Annotated in this window: 19 protein-coding genes and 1 tRNA gene; 9 read left to right on the top strand and 11 right to left on the bottom strand. The window is 61.7% G+C overall.

Annotated features, from left to right (window positions below; genetic code table 11):
• Positions 1-22: 22 nt before the first annotated feature.
• The 7 genes from ACWNC0_RS19495 (at position 23) to ACWNC0_RS19465 (ending at position 8477) form a co-directional block, all read left to right on the top strand.
• Positions 23-2299: a molybdopterin cofactor-binding domain-containing protein gene (locus tag ACWNC0_RS19495; protein ID WP_449474027.1), complete on the top strand. Its 2277-nt coding sequence runs from the start codon at positions 23-25 to the stop codon at positions 2297-2299.
• Between the two features lie 8 nt (positions 2300-2307).
• Positions 2308-3363, top strand: coding sequence for a ferrochelatase (hemH, locus tag ACWNC0_RS19490; RefSeq protein ID WP_449474671.1), 1056 nt, complete (start codon positions 2308-2310; stop codon positions 3361-3363).
• Positions 3308-4030 (top strand): acetoacetyl-CoA reductase, encoded by a 723-nt coding sequence (phbB, locus tag ACWNC0_RS19485; protein WP_449474026.1) that lies wholly within the window; start codon positions 3308-3310, stop codon positions 4028-4030. The genes hemH and phbB overlap by 56 nt, the downstream gene beginning before the upstream one ends.
• Complete coding sequence (locus tag ACWNC0_RS19480; RefSeq protein WP_449474024.1) at positions 4030-4323, top strand: ribbon-helix-helix domain-containing protein; 294 nt, start codon at positions 4030-4032, stop codon at positions 4321-4323. Before phbB ends, ACWNC0_RS19480 begins: the two co-directional genes overlap by 1 nt.
• Before the next feature lie 68 nt (positions 4324-4391).
• Positions 4392-6824 (top strand): TonB-dependent receptor, encoded by a 2433-nt coding sequence (locus tag ACWNC0_RS19475; RefSeq protein ID WP_449474022.1) that lies wholly within the window; start codon positions 4392-4394, stop codon positions 6822-6824.
• Between the two features lie 174 nt (positions 6825-6998).
• On the top strand, positions 6999-7766 hold the full coding sequence (locus ACWNC0_RS19470) for an energy transducer TonB (protein WP_449474020.1): 768 nt from the start codon (positions 6999-7001) through the stop codon (positions 7764-7766).
• A 27-nt stretch (positions 7767-7793) separates the two neighbouring features.
• On the top strand, positions 7794-8477 hold the full coding sequence (locus ACWNC0_RS19465) for a Fe2+-dependent dioxygenase (RefSeq protein WP_449474018.1): 684 nt from the start codon (positions 7794-7796) through the stop codon (positions 8475-8477).
• 14 nt (positions 8478-8491) lie between these two features.
• Here the strand turns inward: ACWNC0_RS19465 and ACWNC0_RS19460 are convergent, their stop codons facing one another.
• From ACWNC0_RS19460 to ACWNC0_RS19435, 6 genes are all read right to left on the bottom strand, one after another.
• Complete coding sequence (locus tag ACWNC0_RS19460) at positions 8492-9364, bottom strand: FAD:protein FMN transferase (protein WP_449474016.1); 873 nt, start codon at positions 9362-9364, stop codon at positions 8492-8494.
• A 98-nt stretch (positions 9365-9462) separates the two neighbouring features.
• Complete coding sequence (locus tag ACWNC0_RS19455) at positions 9463-10302, bottom strand: DUF4198 domain-containing protein (RefSeq protein ID WP_449474014.1); 840 nt, start codon at positions 10300-10302, stop codon at positions 9463-9465.
• 10 nt (positions 10303-10312) lie between these two features.
• Complete coding sequence (locus ACWNC0_RS19450) at positions 10313-10837, bottom strand: DUF2271 domain-containing protein (protein WP_449474012.1); 525 nt, start codon at positions 10835-10837, stop codon at positions 10313-10315.
• Between the two features lie 19 nt (positions 10838-10856).
• Positions 10857-11495: a PepSY-associated TM helix domain-containing protein gene (locus tag ACWNC0_RS19445; protein ID WP_449474010.1), complete on the bottom strand. Its 639-nt coding sequence runs from the start codon at positions 11493-11495 to the stop codon at positions 10857-10859.
• Between the two features lie 372 nt (positions 11496-11867).
• Entirely contained in the window at positions 11868-16538 is a 4671-nt protein-coding gene (locus ACWNC0_RS19440; RefSeq protein WP_449474008.1) for an NAD-glutamate dehydrogenase, read from the bottom strand.
• Positions 16539-16713: 175 nt separating this feature from the next.
• Positions 16714-17988: a PAS domain-containing protein gene (locus tag ACWNC0_RS19435; protein ID WP_449474007.1), complete on the bottom strand. Its 1275-nt coding sequence runs from the start codon at positions 17986-17988 to the stop codon at positions 16714-16716.
• A gap of 188 nt (positions 17989-18176) precedes the next feature.
• On the opposite strand from ACWNC0_RS19435, the gene ACWNC0_RS19430 reads away from it, so the two are divergent.
• Positions 18177-18252, top strand: a tRNA-Thr gene (locus tag ACWNC0_RS19430).
• A 245-nt stretch (positions 18253-18497) separates the two neighbouring features.
• On the opposite strand, the gene ACWNC0_RS19425 is transcribed toward ACWNC0_RS19430, so the two are convergent.
• From ACWNC0_RS19425 to ACWNC0_RS19410, 4 genes are read right to left on the bottom strand one after another with little or no spacing between them, the layout of a single operon-like run.
• The gene (locus ACWNC0_RS19425) at positions 18498-19184 is read right to left on the bottom strand and encodes a hypothetical protein (protein ID WP_449474006.1); all 687 of its coding nucleotides are present in this window, start codon (positions 19182-19184) and stop codon (positions 18498-18500) included.
• Entirely contained in the window at positions 19159-20160 is a 1002-nt protein-coding gene (locus ACWNC0_RS19420) for a recombinase family protein (RefSeq protein ID WP_449474005.1), read from the bottom strand. Before ACWNC0_RS19420 ends, ACWNC0_RS19425 begins: the two co-directional genes overlap by 26 nt.
• Positions 20144-20602, bottom strand: a complete 459-nt coding sequence (locus ACWNC0_RS19415; protein WP_449474003.1) for a DUF2924 domain-containing protein — start codon at positions 20600-20602, stop codon at positions 20144-20146. The genes ACWNC0_RS19420 and ACWNC0_RS19415 overlap by 17 nt, the downstream gene beginning before the upstream one ends.
• Positions 20599-21138 (bottom strand): DUF3489 domain-containing protein, encoded by a 540-nt coding sequence (locus ACWNC0_RS19410; RefSeq protein ID WP_449474002.1) that lies wholly within the window; start codon positions 21136-21138, stop codon positions 20599-20601. The genes ACWNC0_RS19415 and ACWNC0_RS19410 overlap by 4 nt, the downstream gene beginning before the upstream one ends.
• Before the next feature lie 319 nt (positions 21139-21457).
• Between ACWNC0_RS19410 and ACWNC0_RS19405 the strand changes: the two genes are divergently transcribed.
• Positions 21458-22384 (top strand): hypothetical protein, encoded by a 927-nt coding sequence (locus ACWNC0_RS19405; protein ID WP_449474000.1) that lies wholly within the window; start codon positions 21458-21460, stop codon positions 22382-22384.
• On the opposite strand, the gene ACWNC0_RS19400 is transcribed toward ACWNC0_RS19405, so the two are convergent.
• Positions 22381-26451, bottom strand: coding sequence for an NACHT domain-containing protein (locus ACWNC0_RS19400; RefSeq protein WP_449473999.1), 4071 nt, complete (start codon positions 26449-26451; stop codon positions 22381-22383). The two genes, ACWNC0_RS19405 and ACWNC0_RS19400, sit on opposite strands and share 4 nt — an antisense overlap.
• Positions 26452-26520: the final 69 nt, after the last annotated feature.

The following is a 26520-nucleotide window of genomic DNA, read 5'->3' as shown; positions in this document are numbered from 1 at the left end:
AAGCCTCTTTATCAATGTCCTCATGACGCGCGCACTGCGGAGGCAGGCAAATCATAAAGGCACGGCAAGGGGGCTTGATCGGCGTACGCTTTTAGTAGGCGCTGGAGCGTCGGCTGGCCTGCTGCTGGCCTGGGGCGCATGGCCGCGCAGCTCCCGCCCAAATCTGAATACCGCGCCCGGCGAAACCGTCTTCAATGCCTTTCTGAAGATCGATAAGGCAGGCAGGGTACTCGTGGTCGTGCCGCAAGCCGAGACGGGGCAGGGCGTGACGACACTGCTGCCACAGATACTGGCGGATGAACTGGGTGCGGACTGGCGCACCGTGGGTGTGCAAAGCGCGCCCATCAATCCGCTCTATGCAAACACGTTGCTAGCCAGCGAGTGGCTTGCGAGCGACTGGTCGAGGCTGGCGGGTGGCGCCGGCAATTGGGCGATCGAGCAATATGCTACGCGGCGTGCTTTGATGTTGACCGGCGCGGGGACGTCCGTGCCGATGTTCCACAGAGCCTATAAGGAAGCGGGTGCCGCCGCGCGCGTGCTCTTGTGTCAGGCTGCTGCGGCGCGCTGGGATGTGTCATGGGAAAGTTGCGACATTCAGAACGGCATCATTTCTGATGGCGGCCAGCGCACGTTAAAGATCGGCGAGGTAGCGGCTGAAGCAGCGGAATTCGAGCTGCCCGAGATATTGCCGTTCCGCCAAAATCAGGTTGACCGACTCTTCGGACAGGATTTGCCGCGCCTCGACACGCCTTCGAAGATTGATGGCAGCCATAACTTCGCTGCTGATGTCCGGCTGCCGGACATGGTTTTCGCTTCCATCCGGCAGGGGCCAATCGGCGATGCCGTGCTCACAAGGGTGAACGAGCAGGCTGCAAAGTCCGTTACCGGCTTTATCAAGCTGGTGCGCGCCGAACGGTGGGTGGCCGCTGTCGCAACCAACTGGTGGGCCGCCAATAAGGCGCTTGATCTTAGCGATCCGGTTTTTGAATTATCGAGCACGCCAGTCAGCAGCGCCAGCATAGATGCTTCGCTTGAAGAGGCCTTTTCGGGTTCGGATGGCAGACGGCTGTATTCGCGCGGCGATCTCAAGCCGCTTTTCGACAACGCCACCATCCTGGCCAGCGAGTTTACCGTTGCCCCGGGGCTGCATCTGGCGCTGGAGCCTCCCTGCGCGACCGCGCGCGTGACCGACGGCCTCGCCGAGATATGGATGCCCGCGCAAGCACCTGCACTCGCGCGTAGCGCGATAGCGGATGCTCTCGATCTGCCTGAGCAACAGGTGGTGCTATACCCCCTGCATGCCGGGGGCTCTTTCGGCCGGAAGATGGATTTTGAGGTTGGCGTCCAGGCTGCGTCGATAGCGAAAGACGTTGGGCGGCCCGTCCAACTGCTCTGGTCAAGGCTGGAAGATGTGATCCAGGATCGCCCCAGTGCTCCTGCCCATGCCCGTATGGCGGCAAAGCTCGGCCGCAACGGCGCGATTGAAGGATGGCTTGCGAAAGTGGCGGCACCCTGTGCCATGACCCAGACATGGAAACGGATTGCCGATCGAAAATTGCCGCATGAAGCGAGCCATGACACTGCCAACGCATCCAGCCGCCTCGCTGTGGCGGGGATGGAACTGCCATATGCGTTGCCGAATTGGGCGGTCGATCATTTCCCCGCCGATGTTGGACTGCCGCTGGGCTTTGTACGCGGCAATGCTCATCTTCATGGCGCCTTCTTTACGGAAAGCTTTATCGATGAACTGGCTCATCTTGCCGGGATGGAGGCGCTTTCTTTCCGCATTCAGATGCTGGGTGGCAACCCGCGACTGGCTCACTGCCTGACGACTGTCGGATCGATGGGGGGATGGCAGGGAGGTATCGAAGGTAGCGGTCAAGGTTTGGCGGCGCATGTCATAGATGGCGCTTATGTCGCCGTCATGGTCGAGGCGGCGATCGAGGGTGGCAGGCTCAAGGTTGGGCGGGTCATCGCTGCGGTAGATGGCGGGGAGCAGGTCAATCCGGACATCGCACGTCAACAAGTGGAAAGCGGCATCATTTATGGCCTGGCTTCCGCAATGGGTGCTTCGGTGCCTTATGCGAAGGGAATGCCCACGCGCTCGATCATCTCCCGGATGGGCCTTCCTCAGTTGCAGGATATAGGTGAGGTCACGGTGGAACTGATCCGAAGCACTGCACCCCCGGCCGGGCTCAGCGAGATTGGGGCGCCTGCGATTGCTCCGGCTATAGCGAACGCTCTTTTTACTGTCACAGGGCAGCGATTCCGCCAGCTGCCGATCTTGACGCGGACATGACATTGAATATGGAAAATATCGGCGTCCTTATCATCAATCTCGGTACGCCCGACGCACCAGACGCGGCGTCCGTGCGGCGTTATCTGGGTGAGTTTCTGTCCGACCCGCGGGTGGTGGAAATCCCTCAGCTTCTGTGGCAGCCGATATTACGCGGCCCGATCCTTCTTACGCGCCCGGCCAAGTCCGCGAAGGCTTACCAGGAAGTGTGGACAGACAAGGGGTCGCCGCTCGCCGTTTATACTTGTGAAACTGCTGCCGCACTCCAGAAAATTACCGGGTCGGAGGTTAGGGTGGATTGGGCCATGCGCTATGGATCACCGTCCATCGCCGAACGGCTGAATGCGATGATCGCCGCCGGATGCGACCGCGTCCTGCTGGCTCCGCTTTACCCGCAATATTGCGCGGCGACGACGGCCACCGCTCTGGACGCCTGCTATGCCACTTTGGCTGACCTGCGAGCCCAGCCAGCCATCCGCACATTGCCTCCATATTTTGCGGAAGCAGCCTATATCGAGGCGCTGCGCAGTTCGACCGAAAGCCAACTGGCTAAACTGGACTTCAAACCGGATCTGCTCGTGGCCAGCTTCCATGGAATGCCTGAACGAACGCGCGATTTGGGTGATCCCTATTATGATCAGTGCCGTGCCACCGCTAATCTGCTGCAGGAAGCGCTTGGCAGAGAAGTGAGGCTATCGTTCCAATCACGATTCGGGCGAGCGAAATGGCTCGGTCCAGCAACGGATGAGACGTTGCGGGAGCTTCCCGGGCAGGGCGTTCGATCCGTTGCTGTGCTTACCCCCGGTTTTTCGGCCGATTGTCTGGAGACGTTGGAGGAAATCGCTATCCGGGGGCAGGAAGAATTTTTGGCGGCTGGAGGCCAGGCGTTCACCCATTTGCGCTGTTTGAACGCATCGCCAGAAGCTATCATTCTTTACCGCGAACTGATCGGCCGCGAACTGGCTGGTTGGGTTCAGGAAGCGTTTCGTCCAGTTCAACATGGAGGGGATTATGGACAGAGTTGCCATCGTAACGGGCGGAACACGCGGCATCGGGGAAGCGATTAGCCTCGCGCTCAAGCAACTAGGCTGCAAAGTCGCGGCCAATTATGCCGGAAACGATGAAAAGGCGCGAGACTTCACAGAGAGGACAGGTATCGAAGCCTTCCGCTGGGATGTGGGAGATCATCAGGCTTGTCTGGACGGTTGTGCAGCGGTCGCCGAAAGGCTGGGGCCCGTCGATATCGTCGTCAATAACGCGGGCATCACCCGCGACGGCGTGCTTGCCAAGATGAGCTTCGACGACTGGAATGAGGTGATGCGCATCAACCTTGGCGGTTGTTTCAACATGGCCAAGGCGACCTTCGGGGGCATGCGGGAAAGAGCATGGGGGCGGATCGTCAATATCGGTTCCATCAACGGTCAGGCTGGCCAATATGGGCAGGTAAACTATGCCGCCGCCAAGTCCGGCATCCATGGCTTTACCAAGGCGCTGGCGCAGGAAGGGGCGAAGTTCGGCGTTACCGTCAACGCGATCGCGCCGGGCTATATTGACACCGACATGGTGGCGGCAGTGCCTGCTCCGGTTCTGGAGAAGATAGTCGCCAAGATTCCTGTCGGCCGCCTCGGCCAGGCCGAAGAGATCGCACGCGGCGTAGCCTTTTTGTGCAGCGAAGAGGCGGGCTTCGTCACGGGGAGCACGATGTCGATCAACGGCGGGCAGCATATGTATTGATGGCGCAGGGCGACCACAGTGAAGGCGCGGCGCCGCCAACCGGGTCGCCCTTCTCACCTCCCGTCAAGCGAAGCGTGACGATCGCGGGGCATCAGACTGCCATCAGTCTTGAACCCATATTCTGGCAGGCTCTCCGCACGGTCGCTGTGCGAGAGAGTTTGCCTCTCAATGCCTTGATCGCACAGATTGATCTTGCGCGGCTGGCGGCTCCAAGCCCGCCTAATTTGGCCAGCGCCATACGATGCTGGCTCTTCGCTAATGCGGTGCCCGACAATAATAATTATTCGCAATAGCGTTGACTCTGCGAACAATTCGCAATAGCTGACCCCTGACGATTAGTGAGAAAAGGGGTTTTCGTTTGATGTCCAGCAGTTCCAAATCGATCCCGTCCTTCCTGGCGCTTGGCTGCGTGAGCGCAATCGCCTTTGCTTCGGCCGCCCACGCGCAAGACGGTACACCCGCACCCAAGCTTGGCGGGATGACTGTGACGGACACCGCAATCGATGCCTCGGAGATCAAGGTTGAACGCGCGGAGTCCCCCAAATATGTGCGTCCGTTGCTGGACACGCCCCAGACGATCACAGTGATCAACAAGGAAACGATTCAACAGCAGAATCTGCTCACCCTGCGTGACGTGCTGTCGACCGTGCCAGGCATCACCTTCGGTGCTGGCGAGGGCGGTTTCGGTTATGGCGACCGCATCATCATGCGCGGTCAGGACGCGAAGAACGACGTTACCGTCGACGGCGTCCGATCGGGCGCATTCCTGAACCGCAACGAAGTCTATAATATCGAGCAGGTCGAAGTCACCAACGGAGCGAACTCCGTGATGAACGGCGGCGGTTCGGTTGCGGGTACGATTAACCTCGTGACCAAGCGGCCGCTGGCGGATGACCAGACGATCCTGAACGCGGGGATCGGCACCGACAATTATTACCGTGCGACGGTGGATGCGAACAAGCGCATCAACGACCTGATCGCGGTGCGCATCAACGCGGTGTATCATGAAAATGACGTGCCTGGCCGCGACGTCGAAAATTACAAGCGCTGGGGCATCGCGCCTGCGATCACGATCGGCATCGACAGTCCGACCAGCCTGACCTTGCAGGGCGAGTATCTGGATGACGATGCGATGCCGCAATATGGGCTGCGCTATTATCCGGCGCAGGGTGGCATCTTGGATGAGTTTGACCGCTCGGGCTATTATGGCTTTGCCAATATCGACAAGCAGGACAGCAAGACCAAGTCGTTGCAGGCGATCTTCAGCCATGCGTTCAGCGACAGCTTGAAGGTGCGTAACCTGACGCGATATGAAAAGATCAGCCAGAATACCATCACCAGCCAGCCGACAGGTGACTTCTGCCTGTCTTCGGGCGTACAACCTGATGGATCCGCTTGTGCGGCAACGGTCGCCCCCGGCTATTTCATGCCAAACCGCGGCAACGGGCGAGGCAATACACGCTTCATCAACAACGAAACTGCCTATAACCAGATTGATCTCAGCGCAGATTTCGCGACGGGCGGGATTGAACACACGCTGGTCCTCGGTGCGTCTGCATTGTGGGAAAAATATAACCAGCTTGCCGGAAACAGCCTGCGTGCGGCCGATGGCACAAACCCGTTCGCGACCTCCTATCCGCTCGTCAGCATCTCCAACCCCGGTGAAGTGGTGCAGGGTCCGGCAGGCTTCGTCTATGGCAGCAACAACTATGTCGGCCCCATCAACTTCATCCGGGCGACGAGGGCGTTGGGTGAGCAGACAAGTTACGCCGCCTATCTGTTCGATGCGATGAAGTTCACGGATTGGCTCGAACTCAATGGCGGTATCCGTTATGAGAAGGTGAAGGGAAGCAGCAAGAACGTTAGCTTCGATACGGTTGCTGGTTCTGCCACCCTGGGTAACCCGACCGGCGTATCGGCCCCGGCGAAATTTGACGATAACCTCTTGTCCTATCGGGTTGGTCTGGTCGTGAAGCCCACGTCCAATACCAGCCTCTATGTCGCCTATGGCAATTCGAAGCTGCCTTCGAAGGCGTCGGTTGACGGCTCCTGCGCCATCGACACGGGCACCGGGGGCGGGACCTGCAACGTGAAGCCGGAAACGACCAAGAACTACGAGATCGGCGTCAAGGCTGACCTGTTCGACGCCAAACTGCTGCTGACCGCTGCGGCCTTCCGCAACGATCGTAACCAGATCAAGGTGGTGTCGGGCAATGTCCTCCTTCCCGATCAGGCGACCGATGGTCACCAGCGGGTTGAGGGCATTTCGTTGGGCGCATCGGGCAATATCACCAGCAACTGGACGATTTCCGCTAACTACATGTATCTGAAGAGCAAGATCCGGCAGGGCGTGTCCGACTTCTGCCTCGACAATCCGGGATCGACCAGCACGACGGCAGGCAATTGCGCCAACAACGCCGATTTCCTTGATCCCACTCGTGGCTATTCGCTTACGAATACTCCCAAGCATTCAGGCAGCCTGTTCACCACCTATCGCTTCGGCTTCGGTCTGGAACTGGGTTACGGCATAACCTACCAGGGTAAGTTTCTGCTGAACCAGCCGACGCTGGCGCAGCTCGTGGCAGGCAACTATGTCGGCTATCATGTGCCGAGCTACACCATCCATCGGTTCATGGCGAACTACCCGATCACCGAAAATCTTAAGGCGCAGCTCAACGTCCAGAACTTCACCAACGAGAAGTATGTGACGACTGTGCGCAACAATGTGAACGGCAGCTGGGCGCAGCCCGCAGCGACCCGATCCGCAGTGCTGAGCCTGAACTACACTTTTTAATGACTACCCTCCCCCGGCATCGTCCCTTGCCGGGGGAAAGGCGGATGGCGATGCACTCCTCCTCGGATCGCCATCCGCCCGTTGCTGAAGAAATAAGAGGGGTGCGATTGATTCGCATTAGGACCGGCGTTATGTGCCTGTTCTGCGGGGAATCGCCGTGAAAGGGAAAGTGGCATGTTCGATGCAGCGGAACGGTACATTGCAGATGATGCTGCATCTTCCGTTTCTCCGCCACTTAGCCCGACACCATCTCCCAGCAGCCAGGTGCCGGAGGTTCCGGCAGCCGATGCTTCGCGCTATGGTGAACGACGCCAGATCAATTTGCCCACGATCTTGCTCATCATCCTCATTCACGGTGTTTTGATCTTCGCGCTCATTCACGCCCGACAACATATTCAGCACGTCCGCGAAGCCCGCCTGTCGGTCGTGAACTTGATGCCGCCTCCACCGCCGCCCGCTGCGGAGACGCCACCGCCTCCGCCATCTGCGCCTCCGTTAGTGGCGCCTCCGCCGCTGGTTCAAGTGCCAGTTCCGCCGGTGCCGATCGCTACTACGCCTGATCCTTCTCCAGTCCCGGTTCCTCCAACGCCTGTTGTAATCCGGGCGCCTGTGCTTGCCGCGCCGACGGTTCCTGCCTCGCCGAGTACCGTTCAGGGGGGCGACCTAGGGACGCAGATGGTGGCGGGTAAGCCGCCGCGCTATCCGATCGAAAGCCGTCGCAAGCGTGAGCAGGGAACTGTCATTCTGTCCCTGACGCTGGGCGTCGATGGGGCTGTGGAAAGCCTGACTATAGCACAGAGCAGCGGCTTTCCCCGTCTGGACGCTGCGGCGCGCGAAGCGGTGCGAGGCTGGCGGTGGAAGCCGATGGTCCGGGACGGCCAGCCGGTGCGGGTTAAGGGCGTAGTTGAAATCCCCTTCGTCCTGCGCAGCGCAGATACGTGAACAACCGGCGCTGATAGAGTTTCCGACATGCTGACAGTTATCCCCGACTTGCTCGATCCTGCCACAGTGCAGCGCGTCCGGACGCTCATCGACGCTGCGCAGTGGATCGATGGCAATGTGACCTCAGGTCATCAGTCGGCACTTGCCAAGCGCAACATGCAGCTTCCCGAGGACTCGCCCGAGGCGCGGCAGGCGGCGCAAATCATTTTGGAAGCATTGGGGCGATCGCCGCTGTTTATCGCTGCTGCACTCCCGCTCAAGATATTCCCGCCGCTGTTCAACAGTTATGAAGGCGGACAGGCGTTCGGCGTACATGTGGATAATGCCGTCCGGGTGCAGGCAGGCACGGGGTTCAGGGTACGATCCGACCTCTCGATGACCGTCTTCCTGGAAGACCCGCAAAGCTATGATGGCGGCGAACTGACCGTCGAGACAAATTTCGGCGTGCAGCGGGTGAAGCTACCAGCGGGCCATGCGGTTTTATACCCTTCGTCGTCGCTTCATCGCGTTGAGCCGGTGACACGCGGGCGACGGATCGCCAGCTTTTTCTGGCTGCAGTCGATGGTTCGGGACGATGCTGCGCGTCAGATGATGTTCGATCTCGATAGCAGCATACAGGCGCTGGCCGTCGATCTTGGCCATGACAATGCCCAGGTGATCCGGTTGACGGGCGTCTATCACAATCTGCTACGGCGATGGGCAGACGCCTGAAACGGCTGGCTGGCCTAATCGAGCATCGAGGCTAGGGCAGGCGTCATATATTCCTTGGCGCCGTCTTCGATGCGGAGAATGAGGCGTGCGGCAACATCGTGACGTGTCGCCAACGCCATGCCGCGTTCATGCCCCAAGATCGTGATTGCAGTCGCCCAGGCATCTGCCAGCATCGCGCTTTCGTGCAGGACTGTGACAGACGCGACACCATTGGCGATGGGTCTGCCAGTTGCTGGATCGATGCTGTGAGACAAGTGCGCGCCGTCCTTGGTCTGGAAGCGCACATAATCGCCCGAAGTGGCTACAGACAGGCCGCACAGGGCGATGCGGAGGGTGGGCACTGTGAGCCCCGGCGGCGCCTCGACATCAACCCACCAGGGCTGATAATCGGGCTTGAGGCCATCGCCGCGCAATTCCCCGCCGATCTCGACCAGAAAATGGCGAGCGCTCAGATCGCGGAGGGCTTCTGAAACCGCATCGACTGCGAAACCCTTTGCTATGCCAGAGAAGTCCAGCTTCACGTCAGTGAGGCGACGGGCGCTCTGATCCGCGATCTCGACCATGGTCCAGGGTGCAGGATGCGCAGGCACTATTTCCGGGCCTGTTATGCCCGATGGGCCGAAACCCCAGCGTTCGACCATCTGTCCGATTGCCGGATCAAATGCGCCGCCAGACAGGCGCGCCATAGTCAACCCGGCTTTTAGCACCGTCATCATATCGGAGGGAAGCGTTGCCCAGGTCCCGATCGGCAGTGCATTGAAGCGGCTGATGTCGGAATGTGCTTCCCAGTTGCTCATCTGGGCGATGACGCGAGAAAGTGCGTCATCGATTGCGTTCGCGCAGCCGGGTGGAGCATCGACGATCCGGGCCGACCAGCTTGTGCCCATGGTCGGTCCGGATAGCTCTGAAATATATCCCGCTCCGCCCCGCTGAGCCGACGGGAGCTGCGGGGGCGGCATGTCAGGAATGGCGATGCGAACGCCGGTCAGGGGGCCAGCACTTCCAAGGTGGTGACATAGGATGCGCGGCGTGGCGTCGGAGCGGCGGGTGGCGTCGCCTGAGCGCCTTCGCTACCTTCGCGATTTCCGCCGATTGTGGCGTTCAGCCAGTACATGCCAGGCTGCGGCCAGCTGATCGAAACTTTTCCGTCCTTGCCGGTGACCAGATCCTGCTGGCCCAACGTGTCGCGATAGCGGATACCGCCGGGGATCACCGTTACCTTGAGGTCCGCAGCGGGCTTTCCATCGAGGAGGAACTGGAAGGTCGCCGCTTCGCCTGCCACCAAATCGTTCGGATGGGTGACGGGCACCAATTCGATGCCAACGCCGGTCGGCTTGAATATGGTAGTGGTGGGCGCGCCCAGTGTCAGGAAAATCTCGTTTCGGTTGGTGGCCTCGACCGTCTGGATGTTGGTGGCTCCGGCCGGGATCGCTTCGGCCAGCTTCTCCTTGGTCGTGCCCCGGGGCAGGCGCTTTACTTCGCCATTGAGGGTGTAGCTGCCCATAACGCCAGTCGAGACGCTGGCGACGCGATATGTGCCGGGCTGTGTCAGGTGAACATCGAAGGTGGAGCGATATTTGCCGGTCGCGGCATTTTCGACTTTGCCAGCCGAGCCGTCGGGCTGCGTCACTGCAACCGCGTCGGTACGCATGGGCATATGTTCGAAGTAGAAGAGGTCGTTTGAGACCGCCGCGTCAACGGTGACCCAGTTGTCCGTTCCGGACAGGGTGGTCGAGGACGGGAGCATCCACTGGCGGTGCGCCTGGGCAGCGCTGGTGGTCATCAGCGCGGCGAGGGTCGCAGCGATCAGATATTTGGCTTTCATGACAGTCCCCTTATTTGCTGACGCTGAGGCTGACCTGCCCCAATTCATTGTTGCCCTTTGCGCGGACCACGGTGCCTGGCTTTGCTGGCCAGCTGAAAGGCAAGCGTAGCAGTTCGCGGCCGCCGACTTCGCGCGCTGCCTCTATGACCAACGTATAGTTGCCGGGGGCGAGTTGCCCGAGCGGGCCTTTGCCTGGCGTGAAGGCGACCTTCTGGTCACCCGGAGCGCGGGTTGCTCCGGTGATGCCGTCGGCGGGGACTTTCAGCGATCGGCCGGAGACGCGCCACCATTGGCGCACATCGCGGAGCCATTTGGTGCCTTCGCCCTTCGCCTTGTCGACATCATACCAGACCGACAGGGTGCGGGGAGTGGCGCCTTCCTTTTCCAGCCAGATGGCGACGTAGGGGCGGTGATATTCCGCGACGGAGAGGCGCGGGATGGTGACGTTGACGTTGAGCGTCTGGGCGGTGGCGGGGATTGCTGCCGCGCCGAAGGCGGCGCTGCTGCCGAGGATGAGTTTGTAGCGGCTTTGCATGTGCTGCTGGTCCCCTGAATTAATGAAGGAAAAGGAGAATTAAAACGGTTGGGATGATCAGGCCCGCGCCGACGATGGGCCAGGTGCTGGGGCGCTTGGCGGCGTGGAGCTGGAGGAGGAGGAGGCCGGTCATTGCGAAAACGAAACAAGCGACGCCGAAGATGTCGATGAACCATTTCCAGGCGGTGCCGGTGTTGCGGCCCTTGTGGAGGTCGTTCAAATAGCTGATCCAGCCGCGGCTGGTGCTTTCGCTGGTCACTGCGCCGCTCTGCCGGTCGATGGAGACCCAGCCGTCGCCGCCGGGGCGGGGGAGGGCGAGGTAGATTTCGTCGGCGGACCATTCAGCTTCGCCCGCTGCGCGAGTGCCGATTTCCTTTTCGACCCAGGTGGCGATGGGCGCGGGGAGGGGCTTTTTGCTGTCGGGGCGATTGTCGGGAGCGACTTGTTTCAAGAGCGGCGCGGGAAGGGTCGCGGACTTTTCGATGGTTTGCGGTGAGGCTTCGACATCGGCGGCGTGGTTGAGGGTGATGCCGGTGAAGGCGAAAAGCAGGAGGCCGATCAGGCTGATCGCGGAACTGATCCAGTGCCAGCTGTGCAGTTGCTTCAGCCAGAAGGTCTTCTTCTTTTTCTTGGGCTGGAGACGGGCAGGGGCGTGCATTGGGAGGGTCGGTCCTGATGATGAGGTGGACCGGATAACGCGAACGACTCGCAATTGCAAACGCGGAGAGGGAGGAAATTGTATTAAAGTGTAGGGGTTGGGGTGGGATAGGGCATCGGGCCTTTAATCTGAATCGCCCAGCCCCGTTCGGGCTGTTTGAACGAGTCACTTGCCTCGTTCAAATGTCGAAGCCCTCATCTTCCTAAAAAGAATTAGAACCCTTCGACAGGCCCAGGGCGAACGGCATTAATAGGGGTGGAGCCGATATAAAGCACGAAGCTCTAGGGCGCGTGGCGGGGCACGAGATCCCAGCTTTCGCTGGGATGACGGTGGAGGCTGGGATGAAATGCTGTTGAGGGGGGGGGGGCGCTATTAGCGCCCCAATAGCCCCCTTGCTTGCCCCGCTATTTCCGCGAGCATGGCGACGTTGGGTGCCGCAGCCGCCTTGGCGCGGTGGACGAGGGCGCGGAATTGGGTGATGCGGGGCTGCTTTTCGGCGAGCCATGCGTCGACATGGGCGAGGATGTCCTTGCCGTTGGATTTGCCGCCCTGTTCCAGGAAGTCGAGACGGACCTGCTGCATGTCGCGGGCGACGCCGGAGATGAGCAGCCTTTCCCATGGATCGCTGGGGGCCATGCGGGCGGCGGTTGACTGCACCCAGTCGATGCCGACCGTTTCGCCCAGATGGGTGAAGGCGCGGGTAAGGGCGACTTCATCGACCTTTAGCCGCACCGCAAGCGCGGCGATGCCGACGGCGCCGTCCAGCTTGAACAGACCGGCGGTGCGGCGCACCAGATCCTCTGGCGCGCCCAGTGCGAGGAGGCGGTCGATGACGGCATTGGTGCGGCGCAGGGCTTCGCTGGTGAGGAGGTCGTCGACATCGCGGGCCAGCTTTTCGACGCCGCTGGCAAGCAGGGCGTGACCGGCGCCGGGCAGAGTCCCGGTGGGAAGGCTGCGCAAAATGTCAGCAATCTGTATCCGCACGCCATTGGCGACGTCGGCGAACAGGGCGAGGCGCGCCGCCTCCGACATAACGGCGGCGTCGATGTCGGCCCAGAGGGTGCCGATGTCATAGAGACGCTCCGCAATCAGGAAGGCGCTGGCCAGATCGGCGAGCGAGCAGCCTTCCTCTTCGGCGAGTTCGAAGGGGTGGATGAGGCCGAGGCGATTGACGATGCGGTTGGCGACTTTGGTCGCGACGATTTCCTTTGCAAGAGCGTGGGCGGCAATGGCGTCCGCCTCCTTCTTTTGCATGGCGGGCGGGAAGGCAGCGGCGAGTTCCGGACCCATGCTGGGGTCGAGGGCAAGTTGCCCCTGTTCGATGGCATCCTGTAGCGCGAGCTTGGCCGTGGAAAGCAGAACGGCCAGTTCGGGACGGGTAAGGCCAAGGCCATCCTGTCCACGCCGCAGCAGCATGTCATTGGCGGCAAGACCCTCCACCTGCCGGTCGAGCCGACCGCTTTCCTCGAAGGTTTCGATCAGCCGGACATAGCTGGCGAGGTCCGCCGTTCCACCGGATTCGGCGATGGACAAGCCCAGTACCTGAAGGCGGTTATCCTCCAGCACGATGTCGGCCACGGCATCGGTCATGCTTTCCAGTAGCTTGTTGCGCGCGTCGAAGGCCAGGCGGCCTTCCGCCATTTCCTGGTTAAGCGCGATCTTGATGTTCACTTCATTATCCGAACAATCGACGCCCGCCGAATTGTCGATGAAGTCGGTATTGATGCGGCCCCCGCGCAGCGAAAAGGCGATGCGCGCGGCCTGGGTGACGCCGAGATTGGCGCCTTCGCCGACGACCTTGACGCGCAGATCCTCCGCATTGACGCGCAAGCGGTCATTGGCGGGATCGCCCACATCGCCATGGCTTTGCGCAGCGGACTTCACATAGGTGCCGATGCCGCCGAACCACAACAGGTCGGCAGGGCTTTTGAGGATGACGCTGACGAGAGCCGCCGGTTCCATTTCGGTTTCCGTGACGCCCAGCATTGCCTGAACCTGAGCGCTGAGAGGGATACTCTTCAAGGTGCGCGGATAGACGCCGCCGCCCTTGGAGATCAGCGATTTGTCATAATCATCCCAGCTGGACCGGGGCAATTGGAACAGGCGGTCGCGTTCCTTCCAGCTGTTCGCCGGATCGGGGTCCGGATCGAGGAAGATGTGGCGGTGGTCGAAGGCGGCAAGCAGGCGGATGGATTTGGACAGCAGCATGCCGTTGCCGAACACGTCGCCCGACATGTCGCCGCAGCCGACGACGCTGACCGGCTCGCTCTGCACATCGATGCCCATTTCGGCGAAGTGCCGCCGGACGCTGATCCACGCACCGCGCGCGGTGATGCCCATCGCCTTATGATCATAGCCGTGCGAGCCGCCGCTGGCGAAGGCGTCGCCCAGCCAGAAATCGTGATCCAGCGCGATGGCATTGGCGACGTCGCTGAAGGTGGCCGTGCCCTTGTCCGCCGCGACCACGAAATAGGGATCGTCGCCGTCGTGAATGACGGTTTGCGCGGGGTGGCGGACCTTGCCCTTCACGATATTGTCGGTGACCGACAGCAGCGCGCGGATGAAGATGCGGTAGCTTTCGGTGCCCTCCGCCATCCATGCGTCGCGATCGACCTGCGGGTTGGGAAGCTGCTTGGGATAGAAGCCGCCCTTTGCCCCCGTCGGCACGATGACGGCGTTCTTCACCCGCTGCGCCTTCATCAGGCCGAGGATTTCCGTGCGGAAATCGTCGCGCCGGTCGGACCAGCGCAGGCCGCCGCGTGCGATCGGCCCCGCGCGCAGGTGGATGCCCTCGACCCTTGGGGAGTAGACCCAGATTTCGCGCCAAGGCAGCGGTGCGGGCAGGCCGGGCACCTGCGCGCTGTCGAGTTTGAAAGCGAGCGCTTCGGCGGCGGCGTTGCTGAAGAAATTGGTGCGCAGGGTAGCCGTGATGACGGCGCGCAGCAGGCGCAGAACGCGGTCCTCGTCGATCGCGCTGACCTTTTCGAGGCCCGCATTGATGGCGGCCTGCGCCTGCTCGGCACGGGCCGGGCCATCCTTTGCGGCGGGGTCGTGCAGTGCCTCGAACAGGGTGATGAGTTGGCGCGCAATCTCCTGTTCCCGGCGCAGCGTTTCGGCGAAGGTCGCCATGCCATAGGCCATGCCGGTCTGACGCAGATAGCGGAAGAGCGCGCGGAACAGCACGACGGCGCGGGGCGCGAGCCCTGCCGTCACGATCAGTTCGTTGAACCGGTCATTTTCGGCGCGGCCTTCCAGCACCTGCGCGATCGCTTCGGTTACTATGTCGGCGCGAGCGACGACTGCATCACCGCTGCCGCCCGTGGGGAGTTCAAGGACGAAGCGCTGCACATGGCCCTGCGCGCCGCCATCGACCGCCGTCGTCATTTCATCGATGACGCGAAAACCGAAATTCTCGAACGCCGGAACGACTTCCGACAGGGCGATCACATCGTGGCTGTAGAGCTTCAGACGCAACTGTTCGGGCGTGTCCTCGCCGTTGCGGTAGATGCGGATCGATTTGTCGCCGGGGCCGCCAAGACCGTGGAGCAAGCGGATGTCGATCGCTGCCTCGGCCGGGCCGGCGCCGTTGCGATAGGCCATGGGAAAGCCGGGCGCATAGCGTTGGGCAAGCGCGGCGGCGCGGCCGGGCTCTTCGGTTTCGGCCAGCGCTTCCTCGACGGCGGGCAGCCAGCCGCGCACCATCTGCTTCAACTGCCGGTCGAGCGAAACTTCGTCAGGCACCACGCCACCATCGCGCAGGTCGAGCGTGATGCGCAGCAGCGCAAGGCCGCTTTCCTCAAGCGCGATCGACCAGCTGAGCACGGGCGCATGGGCGGCCTGCGAGAGCATATCCTGCACGGCCAGGCGGCGGGCGGTGGTCAGTTCGTCGCGCGGCAGCCAGGCGAAGGCATAGAGATGGCGGGGGAGGGCGCTGGTGCCGAGCGCCAGCTTTGGACGCGGCCGGTCGGTCAGCGACATGAAGGTGAGCGCGAGCCGTTCCAGCGTTTCATGATCGAAGCCGATCAATATGTCATGCGGCAGGGCGGTGAGCGCGTGAACGAGCACTTTGCCCGCATGGCCGCCCGGATCGAAGCCGAACTTGTCCATCAGCGCGGAAAGAGCGGAACGCAGCAGCGGCACCTTGTCGGGACTGGCCGACAGCGCCGCGCTGGTCCACATGCCCGCGTGGATCGAGAGAGCGACCAGCTTTTTCCCTTCCCGCACCGGCACGATGATGAGGTCAAGCAGGACGGCGCGATGGACGCGGGAGAGCTTGTTCGATTTGATGATGAGCGGGTTGCGCTTGCCCTCTTCAAACCAGGTGAAGGCCGCTTCGAGCGAGGCGGGCGCGAGCAGCGGCGTGTCATCCAGCGTGCAGATGCCAAGCTGATCTTCCGCCTTGCCATTGCGAAGGCGACGTTCATGGCCCGTTTGCGTGAAGTGGCGCGCGAGGAACCAGCGAAGGAGTGCGGCCCCTTCACCGTCGGGGATGGCGTCCGCATCCCGGCTCATGGCGTCGCGCATTTTCGGCCAGTCGGCAACTGCGGCGCGGACATCGGTCAGCGTCTGGCGCAGCGATTTTTCCAGCGCGCGGCGGCCCTTCGCGTCGGCGCGATCCGCTTCGATATAGATCATCGATTCGCGGCGGGCGCCGGGGGCTTCGTCATCCAGAATGGCGGTCAGCTTGCCCGCTTCGCTGCGGTCGATCGAGAGGACCGGGTGGAGCAGGCGGTAGATGGTGACGTCATGCGATGCCAGCGCATTGGCGATCGAGTCCACCAGGAAGGGCATGTCGTCATTGACGATGGCGATCCGCATGTAGCGGCCGGTCGCGCCTTCGCCGAGCGTTTCGATGGAAATGGCAAGCTGGCCCGATTTGCGGACGTCGGCGGCGCGGCCGAGGAAGGCGGCTGCGGTTACCGCTGCCTCATGATCGAAATCCTCGCTTTCGCCCGGGAGCGCGCCCCTTTCCAGCGCTGCCTCAAGCGCCTTGCGGATCGATACGTTTACTCGGCCGGTCTTCGGCTCGGACAATGCCGTCATGCGTAACCTCTTCCCGCTGCGGCTGTATGCCGCTTTCCCTGAACGGGGACGACGCTGGCATGTTGTCACGCGACTCCCCGGCTCGCCTTGTTATGCGCTAGCGCCCGGTGAGGCTCAATTGGAGAAATGAAATAAAGTTACTGGCCGTCGAAATATAATGAGCGTTGTCGTTCGGTTAGGCGGCCGCCGCGACGATCACCCGCTGACCAAGGTCCGATCCATCGGGAAGGGCGCCGACTATCGCCAGAGTGCCGTCCGCTTCCCGCCGGGCGATGACGACGGCGAGGCCGTCTCCATCGGTCGAAATGGCGACAGGGTCGATCGGCGCGGCGGCCTTCATCGCGGCGCGCGCGGTCTGGCTGGGGTCGGGGCGAGGGGGTAGGAGCGAGCGGCGCTGGGCGCGCTCGTCGCGGATCAGCGCCTTGAGGCCGCCCGGATATTCGCCGAGATAGTCGCCAAGCGCGCCGAGGCCGAGGCCCGCGCTCTTCGCATGTTCGAGCGCGGTCGCATATTCGGTGATGCGCGTCTTGTCATAGGTAGAGCCGAAGACCAGCTTCACCACGGCGGTTAGGGGGCTGCGCGCCTGGGGCTTGATGCCGGCGTCGGCCAGCATCTCGGCATAATCTTCCGGTGACGCCTCGCTCATCAGGGCGAAGTCGTAGGCGAGGCCGATGGCGCGGTAGAGGGCGCCGTGGGTGCGGGCTTCGCTGGTGCGGGCCTGCTCCGCGCCGTCGCGGGCGAGGGCGAGCCAGTCGGCGAGCGGCGCGTCCTCGGCCGGGCTTTCCATACCGGACAGGTCGAGCGTGTCGTTATCTTCGCCCGCCGCCGGACCATCGGCCCAGATCGGTGCTACGGCGCCGGGGGCGGCGCTGCTGCGCAGGGCGGCATCGACTTCACGGCCCAGCTCGTCGGCGACGGCCTGGCTCGCCAGTTCCTTCCAGCTGATGACGCCGAACACGAAATCGATCGTCTCGCCATCGGAGGAGAAGGGCATGAGGATGCCGCGATAGAGGATTTCCGACCCGCGCTGGTTGAGGAAGCCTGCTTCGAAACCGATCGGCGCGGCGTTGGCGATGATCTGGAGATAATGGTCGGTCAGGCGCGACAGCAGCGAGCGGGAGGGCACGTCGTTGATGAACTGGATAGCGCCGGTGACATCGCACTCACGGCGCAGCGCGGTGCCGAGATACACGACCGCCGGGTTATCGAGTCCGGTGCTGAAATCCAGAAGGACGCTGTTGGGGCCGAAATCCTCCAGATGATCGGGCGACAGATCCTCGATCGACGGAAGCGTGCGGTCGCCCAGCAGCGACGCCCAATAATTATAGGCGCGCACCTGCATGCGCCGCTCGTCGGAGCCTACGCTGGACGGCGGCTCCATCGCCTCGTGATCGGCATAGTCGAAATCATCCTGTTCATTGGAGATTTCCTGCCCCCGCAGAGTGTCCATCCGGTCGGTCCTAATCCAGAAGAAAAGCTTTCCTGAGACTCGACACTGCCATGGGATGGTAAACATGCCGTGAAGAAGCGGGGCGCCTGACGCAACGCGCTCGCCGCATGCCCCCCGAAGAGATGGTGCACGAAGATGCATTGCCCGCTTGTCCTGCGCATCAACCGCTGTTATCTGGCCCACCCAACGCCGCTTTAGCTCAGTTGGTAGAGCACATCATTCGTAATGATGGGGTCACGTGTTCGAGTCACGTAAGCGGCACCACTCTCTCCTACATATACCCATAGACCGGAGAGGCTCTCGCCAAGGGCGGAAATCTGCCGTGATTTCCGAGGCTTGCCCGCACGCAAAATGCGCTCTGGAAAACAGAGACCACTCTGGACGGTACGGGCGGCGCAATCTGGCGCCATATCTCCGAAGGCGCTTTTGGTGGACCCGGAATTGACGCGGGCCAAAACGAGAAGCGGTGCCGATCGGCACCGCTCCTTGGTTGCTACTGTTGGCGAGTCTCAGCCAAACCCGAACATCGCCTCCTGGCCTCGCCAGTCCAGCGGGATGCGGTTGGTCTGCATCACCCGCTTGCGGCTGAGGTCGGGTGGCTGGCGGCCTTCGAGGATAGCCTTGATGATCGACGGTGCCAGATAGCTGGTACGCAGCAGATCGGCGAGATATTCCCGGCCGCAGCCAAGCCGCGCGGCGACCTCCAGGAAGCTGCCACCCTTGTCCATCTCGGCCCGGGCTGCAAAGGCCTGCGCTACCAGCTTGAGCAGCGATGAATTGGGCCGGGCGGATTGCGTTGCGGACGGAGGAATGGCGATTCTGGTCTGACGACCGGTGCGAACCATATTTATCCCAACCTCAAGCTCCTCTTGACCGGCCAGATGCTGGTCGATGGCTTCCAGTGAAAAGGTAATGACGAGCCTGCCGTCGCCGATGTCGATGCGCCGGACTACGTCAAGCAGATGGTGTCTTTGTTGGACGGCGCTGTTGGAGGACAGAGCATCTATCGCGGCACCGCATCTGTCACGTACCACCTCGATCGTGTCGCTCCCCAGGGTGCATCCGGCAACTGCGGTCCGTACGGCTGCCGCTATCACGGTCCTGAGCTCGTCCAGAACCAGTGCCTCCAGCTCACTCGCCGATACACGCCAGGCCGGGATTGAGACATCGTCATGACTTCTCGATCTGCGAGACATAATAGCGGTAACGCCTGTGTTGCTTCACCGCGTGAGACGGTGTCATCCGCCGGCCGACGCCATCCCATAGCAAGCCCGCCAATAGGCTGGCGCAAGCGGCCCCGGTTCCCAGCCGTCGCTCATTGCGGCCAAGCGCGATCCGGTTTTGCACCGCTTCGAAGGTCTCGACCTCGATGATCGGTGCATGCTGGCCGGGATAGATATGCTCCTTATGGACCACCTCGCCGATATAGAGCCGGTTCTGCAGGATGGCATAAAGGGCGCCACGACTGATTGGCTGTCGGCCATAGGCCCGCCCATGACGATTGATCCGCGCCTTGCTGCGATGGCCGTCACGGTCGAGTTCCGCTACGACCAGACGCCCTGAGCCAAGATCAAGATAGCGCTGGAAGATGTGCCGGATCAGTTCCGCCTCGGTCGGCTCGATCTGCAGCGCCCGGTTTTCCAGCCGATAGCCGAGCGGCACGGGACCCCCCATCCACATGCCCTTTGCCTTCGACGCCGCGATCTTGTCACGGATACGCTCGCCAGTGACCTCGCGTTCGAACTGGGCGAACGACAGGAGCACATTCAGGGTCAGCCTGCCCATGCTGCTGGTCGTGTTGAACGACTGGGTAACAGAGACGAAGCTCGCCCCGGCCTTGTCGAGCACATCGACGATGCGGGCAAAGTCCGAAAGGTTGCGTGTCAGCCGATCGACCTTGTAGACCACGATCACGTCGACACGACCGGCCGCAACCTCGTCGAGTAGCGCCTTGAGGCCGGGGCGCTCCATATTGCCCCCGGAATAGCCGCCATCGTCATAATAGTCAGGCATCAGCGTCCAGCCCTCATGCCTTTGACTCAATATATAAGCGGCGCAGGCCTCACGTTGCGCGTCGAGCGAGTTGAAACTTTGCTCGAGTCCTTCCTCGGTGGATTTGCGTGTATATATGACGCAGCGAATGCCCTGCGCGGGGTCACGCGGCCTGGCCAACGGCTTTCTCCTTCTTCCTGGTCTTGAGGCCGAAGAAGCGCGGGCCCGACCAGCGCGTGCCAGTGATCTCGACCGCAATGGCGGTGAGCGACCGATAGCGCCGTTCTCGATAGAGATAGCCATCATCAAGGATGAGTACATGATGACTTGTCCCACCCCAGTCGCGCACGAGCCAGGTCCCGGCCTTGATCCGGCTGCTGGCCTGCGGCACCGCCTCGCCTGTGCGCTCTACCTCGCCCATGAGGCGCGCAATCTCCCGCTGCAGAGACGGTGCGAGTCCGCCTGAGATCCGCTCCTGCAGTCGCCATGCGATGCCGCGACGCAAGAGATCGGCGGTCATGTCGGGTGCGGGTCGTTTATAGAGCTGCCGCCATTCCGCGCGCAGCGCGACCGACGACAATGTTGCCAGTCGCGCCAGTTGACCTTCGAGACGCTCCATCATCGGGCCGCCGGGATGGAATAGCAGGTTGATTCCTCGCGCTTGACCTTTGCAATCACGTGCCCCTTTTTCCGCAGACCAGTGAGGGCCGCACGCGTGGTGTGGGGCAGCCAGCCCGTGGCATCGACCAGCTGAGCCAATGTCGCGCCCTGTTCGCGCTGAAGGAGCGCGACGACGATGGCGGCCTTGCTGCCCTCGCGCGGCACTGCCAAAGGCAATGCAGCCGCAGGGTCATCAGCATTGACTTTGGCGGCGATTTCATCGGGTGCGGCTGCGGGCTCTTCGTCGATGCGGATCGCGGTGCGACCAAGATCAGTGATGCTCACGCCGAAGAGCTGGTCGGCTTCCTCTCGCCACGACCGCTCCTTCTCGCTGACGGGCAGCTCGGTAGCCAGGGACTTCTTCATGAGGCTTTCCACCGAGCGACGGATGCGGTCGCCGTAGCGGCCCAAGCTTTTGGCCGGCGGCAAGAGATTGCCGTCGGGACGAGCGGCGGCGGTGCTTAGCAGCACCATCTGCATGTCGGTGAGTTTGGTCATGAGGGTGGTATCCTTTAAAAGGAGAGCAGCTCCGTGCTGCCCCCACCACCTAGAGCCCCGTGGATCGAGCCATCGAGCCATCGGGGTGGCGGCCGTTCGGAACGGCCGCGATTTAATAAGAACAGCGTTCACTCTGTCCGGCAGCGAAGTCGAGCGGAAAGTGGGAGGACAGATTTTCAGTCTGACTGGTTGGGGGACTTTGCCGAATGTCGGCTTCAGACACACAAACCCAAGAAAGCTGCCGTTTACAGCTCAAAGGTAGGCGAGAGTCGGAGGGCAGCTCTGCGCCATATGGCCACCTTCCAGCTGGCGTTTACTCATGCCGAAAGCCGTCATTCATTTTTGCTGCGTAAAAAGCATCTCGATGCTGGTTATGGTCGATAACAACTTTGCCGATCGCGACGGGATGCGCGACTATCTGGGTGCCTCCCGCACCCATCTCGCCGCGCTGTCCAGCACAGTCTTGGAGGAGTGGTTCAAGGCTAAAAGTCCACACACCACCCGGCGCGTCCAACAAATAGCTTGTGCGCATTCCGACCAGATCATCATCCTCAAGGACACCCAGGACCTTCTCCACATGAGCGGGCGGCAGCGCGGTCTCCTCCTGCGTCTGATCGACCGGCAGCAGACTCGCGACTTCGCCCCTTATTGCGATACAGTCGTCAACGCACCGATGACGCCCGAACTGGCGGCCCATTTCGAAGCGCACCGGGACCGTACGCAAGGCATCATGGATGCGTTGCTCCCCGAAGCGCGCAAGATGATGAGCCTGTTCGCGGCATGGGATCAGGAGCTTTCGACCAGCCAGAGAAACGAACTCAAAGGCATCATCGAGGGAGATCGCAAGCTGTCGCTCGGCTTGCAGGAACTGACCTTCCACAAGGCCGCGAAGCTGGGCGGTAGCCTCTTCACTGCGCACAAGGTGATGCGCGCCAACGTGCCGACAACGATCCCTGAAATGGTCAATCTTCTGGCGTTTCGATACGGCGCTATGATGGTCGCGCTCTACATCCGGTTACGCAGCACCGGCGGCACTGACGTGTCCAGCAACAAGAAGGTGCTCAATCATCTCATGGATATCAAGATTGCCGCTCAGGCGACCTATCTCGACGGCTTTATGACGCATGAGTCCGACCTCCACAACACCTACCAGATCGCCGTCACGCTGATCGCGGGCCTTGGTGGCTACACGCATTGTGGCAAGAGCCTGGCCGGGCGGTCGGCTAATACCGACAACGTAGGTTAGGGCTTGCCAGACGTAAGGTCGATCACTACCACATCGATCAGCGGGCGGCGCGCCTCCGGAATTCGCGCGATTAGCATCGTGCGCATTTCCTCCGCGTTGGTCGGGGCAGATAATCCGTCCGGATGCACCTTCAGCCGCCGATTTGTCGCTGCCGGCACTTCACCAAACCAAAGGACACAATAGATGCCGCGCTGTTCGGAGCGCCAATCTATCAGATACTGGGCATCGAGTTGGCCTGACGCTGCGTCCCAGACCTCGGCATGCCAATGGCCTTTGACCTCCATCGGCAATTGCATGGTGCCGCGCGCGAAGGCGAGATCGGCGCGCTTAACCTTGGGCATGTCTGCCTCGGTCATTCGTTGGATGTCATAACGGGCGAGTTCGGGGCCGATCATCGCCGCCAGCCGGTCGCGGCAGCGATTCTCGTCGCGCGGAATCCCCTGATCGTTCCAGAACTCGACCACTGTATCGAGATCGTCGCCGATCAGCTTCGCTTGCGCGACCCGAAGCTCCTCAAGCATCAGCGCTTTCAAGTCCTCGATATTTCCCGGCGGGCCGTCCTCGATCAACGCTGCGAGGTCGGCAGGCATCAGTGCTGAGAAATCCTGTTCGGCGCGCTTCTGCCGTTGTTCCGCTGCCATGTGTCGGATGAGCTCGCTATAGCTGTCGGGTGGACCGGCGGTCAGCCGTTGTAGCCCTTCGCTCGCCGCGATGCTCGTGTCGTCGGCGATGCGGTCGATCATGGCGCGCAGACAATCGGTCGCGTCATAGGGATTGGTGTCGCCCGACCCGCTGCCCTCCAGCGTCGCATAAGGCCAGACAGCGCGAAACGTCGCGACGATCCACTCTGCCTGCTCGATCGATAGGGGGAGTATACCGCCCCGACGTTCGAACTGAAGCCGATTGCGTAGAAACCAGATGAATTCGGGATTGCGCATCCCAATCCCATCGAGATCAGGCCGCACAGCGTCGAATCGTACTAACACGTCGATGGCTAGCCAGGAGAGCATATGGTCGAAGTGACGGAATACGGTTCCGACCCGCGCCTCGGCAACGCCACGCAATGCGTCGAGAGCATCGCCATAAATGAGGCAATCTACCAGCCCGGCTTCGACTGACTCGGGCACGTTGGGGAAGGAAGCTAGCCACCCAGCAGCAAGCGCACCACTCGCCATCTGCCATTCCGGATCTCGCGCCAACTTGTACAGTCCCTCCACGTGCGTGGCGCCTGCTGCAAGCGATGGCTCAATCCAGGTTTTCGCGAAATCCTTTCGTGCGTCGATCGTCGGAATGACGCGCGCATCCAATGCCTTCCGCAACGCCTCCTGATCTGCCTCAATCTTCCACCCGCGATCGCTGTGGCTCAGCAGCAGGCCGGTGGTCACGATTGGATCGGGCAGATCATTGAAGCCAATACCAATCCGCAACCGTTCGTAGAGCCCAGCCATGATTGGGTAGCAATAATTGTAGGTAGTGCCTTGAGCGAATCCCGCGGCGATCTCGCCCATGGTCGGCAAATCGGTGCGATGGAGCGTGGCCTCGAAACCCATCAGTGCGTCATCGCGCAGTGCGTCGCCCAGCCACTCTGCAATCCGATCCGCGGGCGCCAGATCGCTCGACAGATCGTGGTACCGTCCAAAATACGCTTCGGCCGGCTGAAAAATTGCGCTGAATTCCCCCGCGCGCATATCAGCACTTGCCGCTGAGAAGTCGCGCCGATGGGCTTCGAACGTTATCGCCCGTTTCTTCGCGCGCTTGGCCCCGTCCTTTTCCTGCTTGACCTCCCAAGCCGGCTTCTTCGGATTTTCCACCTTGCCGATGAAGATCGCAAGCTGTGCATCGCCGCGCCGAAACTTTTCCGCCGCCGCGCGCACCATTGGGTCGGGGCCACTCCCGCCCCAGCCCAGACGCACCAGATCCTTCCAGTCTTGGCGCAAGGCTTGGTCATGGACCTTGCCCTGGGCTAAGCGATCAAAGGCCCCGACCAGGTCGTCAGCGTATGTCGATAGCCCGACCAATCTGCGCTGGAGGTACATTTCGGTGACCCACAGACTGTCCTTGCGTCTGTCATGTTGAAACACATGATCCTGTACCGCTCGGCGCAGCGGACCACTTGCCGCCAGCCGCTCGGCGAGCGTCTTCTTGATATCGTGATGAAAGCGCATCGCTTGCTCGATCGGGGCCAGCCAACGCCAGAGTGTCGGCGCATCCTCGATCCCGATCGCGCTTTCGTCGATCGCCCGGACGATCAGATGTGCGACGATGTCCGCGACATCGTTGGCATTCTGCCAGTCGTCGCTGTGCAACAAGTCCGAATAATCGACTACGAGATCGAGCACGCCCACAAGATGGCCCGCATCAATCATGTCGAGCAGTCGATCATAGTGGCGCGCAGTGTGGACGCGCCGCCTCTTTTCACGTGGCAGCGGGCAGCTGATCGTGCCCATCTCGGCAAAGAGCGTCGCGACCAGCAACGCGTCGGGTACGTCGGCATCGATCTGCTCGATCAATTGACGAGCCAGCCGAGGCGCATCTTCACTGCCTTCTTCGATGAGCCTTGCGATCACCTGCTGCCACCAGATTCGATCGCGGTGAGGTGATAGAGCGTCCGCCGCGTCGTGGCGCTCGCGGTAAAAGCGCTCGGGCGAGAGGAGAATTGACTCCAGTGTGCCCGCCAGTTCGCCAGCGAGAGCAGTACCGTCCAACCCCTCGATCAGCAGCGATCGAAAATGCGAATTGCTGCCGGCCAATTCAATGACCTTCCTGATTTTGGGTTCGAGCGCTTGGGTCATCAGCCCGGCCGCAGTCTTGCTGTCCCAATCCGCCGCTCGGAAAAAGGGGTCGACCTCGGCAAGGGCGGACAATGCCTCGAACAGACAGTCTGCGAGATGCGGTGTGAGTGCGGCAGTTTCGCCGTATCGGATGAGTCCGAAGGGATCGGCGGCGACCACCCGCTCAGCTATTGACGGGCTATGATAGGCAAGCCAGGCGTGGAGGCCACGCAGGCTGGAGGGAACGCCGCCACTCCCCTGCAATTGCGCAAGCAGGCGGCGTTGCGTACGCGGTGTCGCCGCTTGCCGCGCCAGCCAGCGCGCCCCCAGATATTCGGCGACGACGCGATGGATCGGCTTGGCGCGCGACGGGCCAACGCTATGGAACAGCTTCGAGGAAAAGATCGGCTGCACCGTCTTGGCCGTTACCAGTTTCTCGATGTCTACGAGCCTGACATCGCCCGGCTGGACTTGCGCCGCGCCAGCGATGCTCGCCGCCTCGGCTCCGGCAAACAGGAGCGCAGCGGCGATCGCGCCGGCCGCATCCAGCGCTTCTTCCTCGCCAAGCTGCGCCAATCCGAGATCCTGGCGATCCGGGTCATGCTCGGGCCAGACCAGCATACATACGCGCTCGAACAAGGCGGCGCGGGTCGCTGGCAATTGCGTGTCGCTCTCGGCGACACGGCCCATCAATCCGAGCGTCAGCGGGTTGCGATACAAATCCGCTAGGTTGTGGGCTTCAAGGTGCTCTAGGACATGATTTGCGTCAACGGCGGGGTAGCGAATAGCGAGAAAATCTCGTGCTCCGCTGCGACGAAACGGCTCGAGAGTCGCTAGGCGTGGGTCGGCGCCATAAATCTGGCGCAGGTTAGTCACGGTGCGCGCTTGCCACTCTCGCGAACGGCAGGACAAAATGAAGGGTGGCGCGCCGGCTTCATCGAGCTGGGCTAGGATAGCGTCTATCGCGTCGCCCTCGCGTCGCGACATTGCCTCGTCCAAGCCGTCGATCAGTAGCGGCTTGCCGTCGGGCACGAATTTGGCGGGGTTCTTGGCCGCGATGAGCCGCACGGCAGTGACCATCTCTACGCCCAATCGCCGGCCAAGTTCACGCATCAACTCGCTCTTACCCATCCCTGGTTCGCCGAGCACGATTGTGTTGCCTGCGAGCGTCAGCAACGCCGTTTCGTCGACGCTATTGTCGAGGATTGAGGCATCGCTGATGGCAAGGCGCCGCGAAAAATAGGCCGATGTCGCTGGCCCTTCCGCATCAGTTTGCGTCCCACTTAGGCGCATCATCTTCCCAAAAGTGGTCGTGAGTTGAGGTGAGTCATTCCGGCTAATCAATCTGAAGTCTAATTTTGGTTT

The organism is Sphingobium chungangianum, assembly GCF_977014255.1.
Note: the sequence above shows the minus strand (reverse complement) of the source record. Positions and strands in the feature narration are given on the sequence as shown.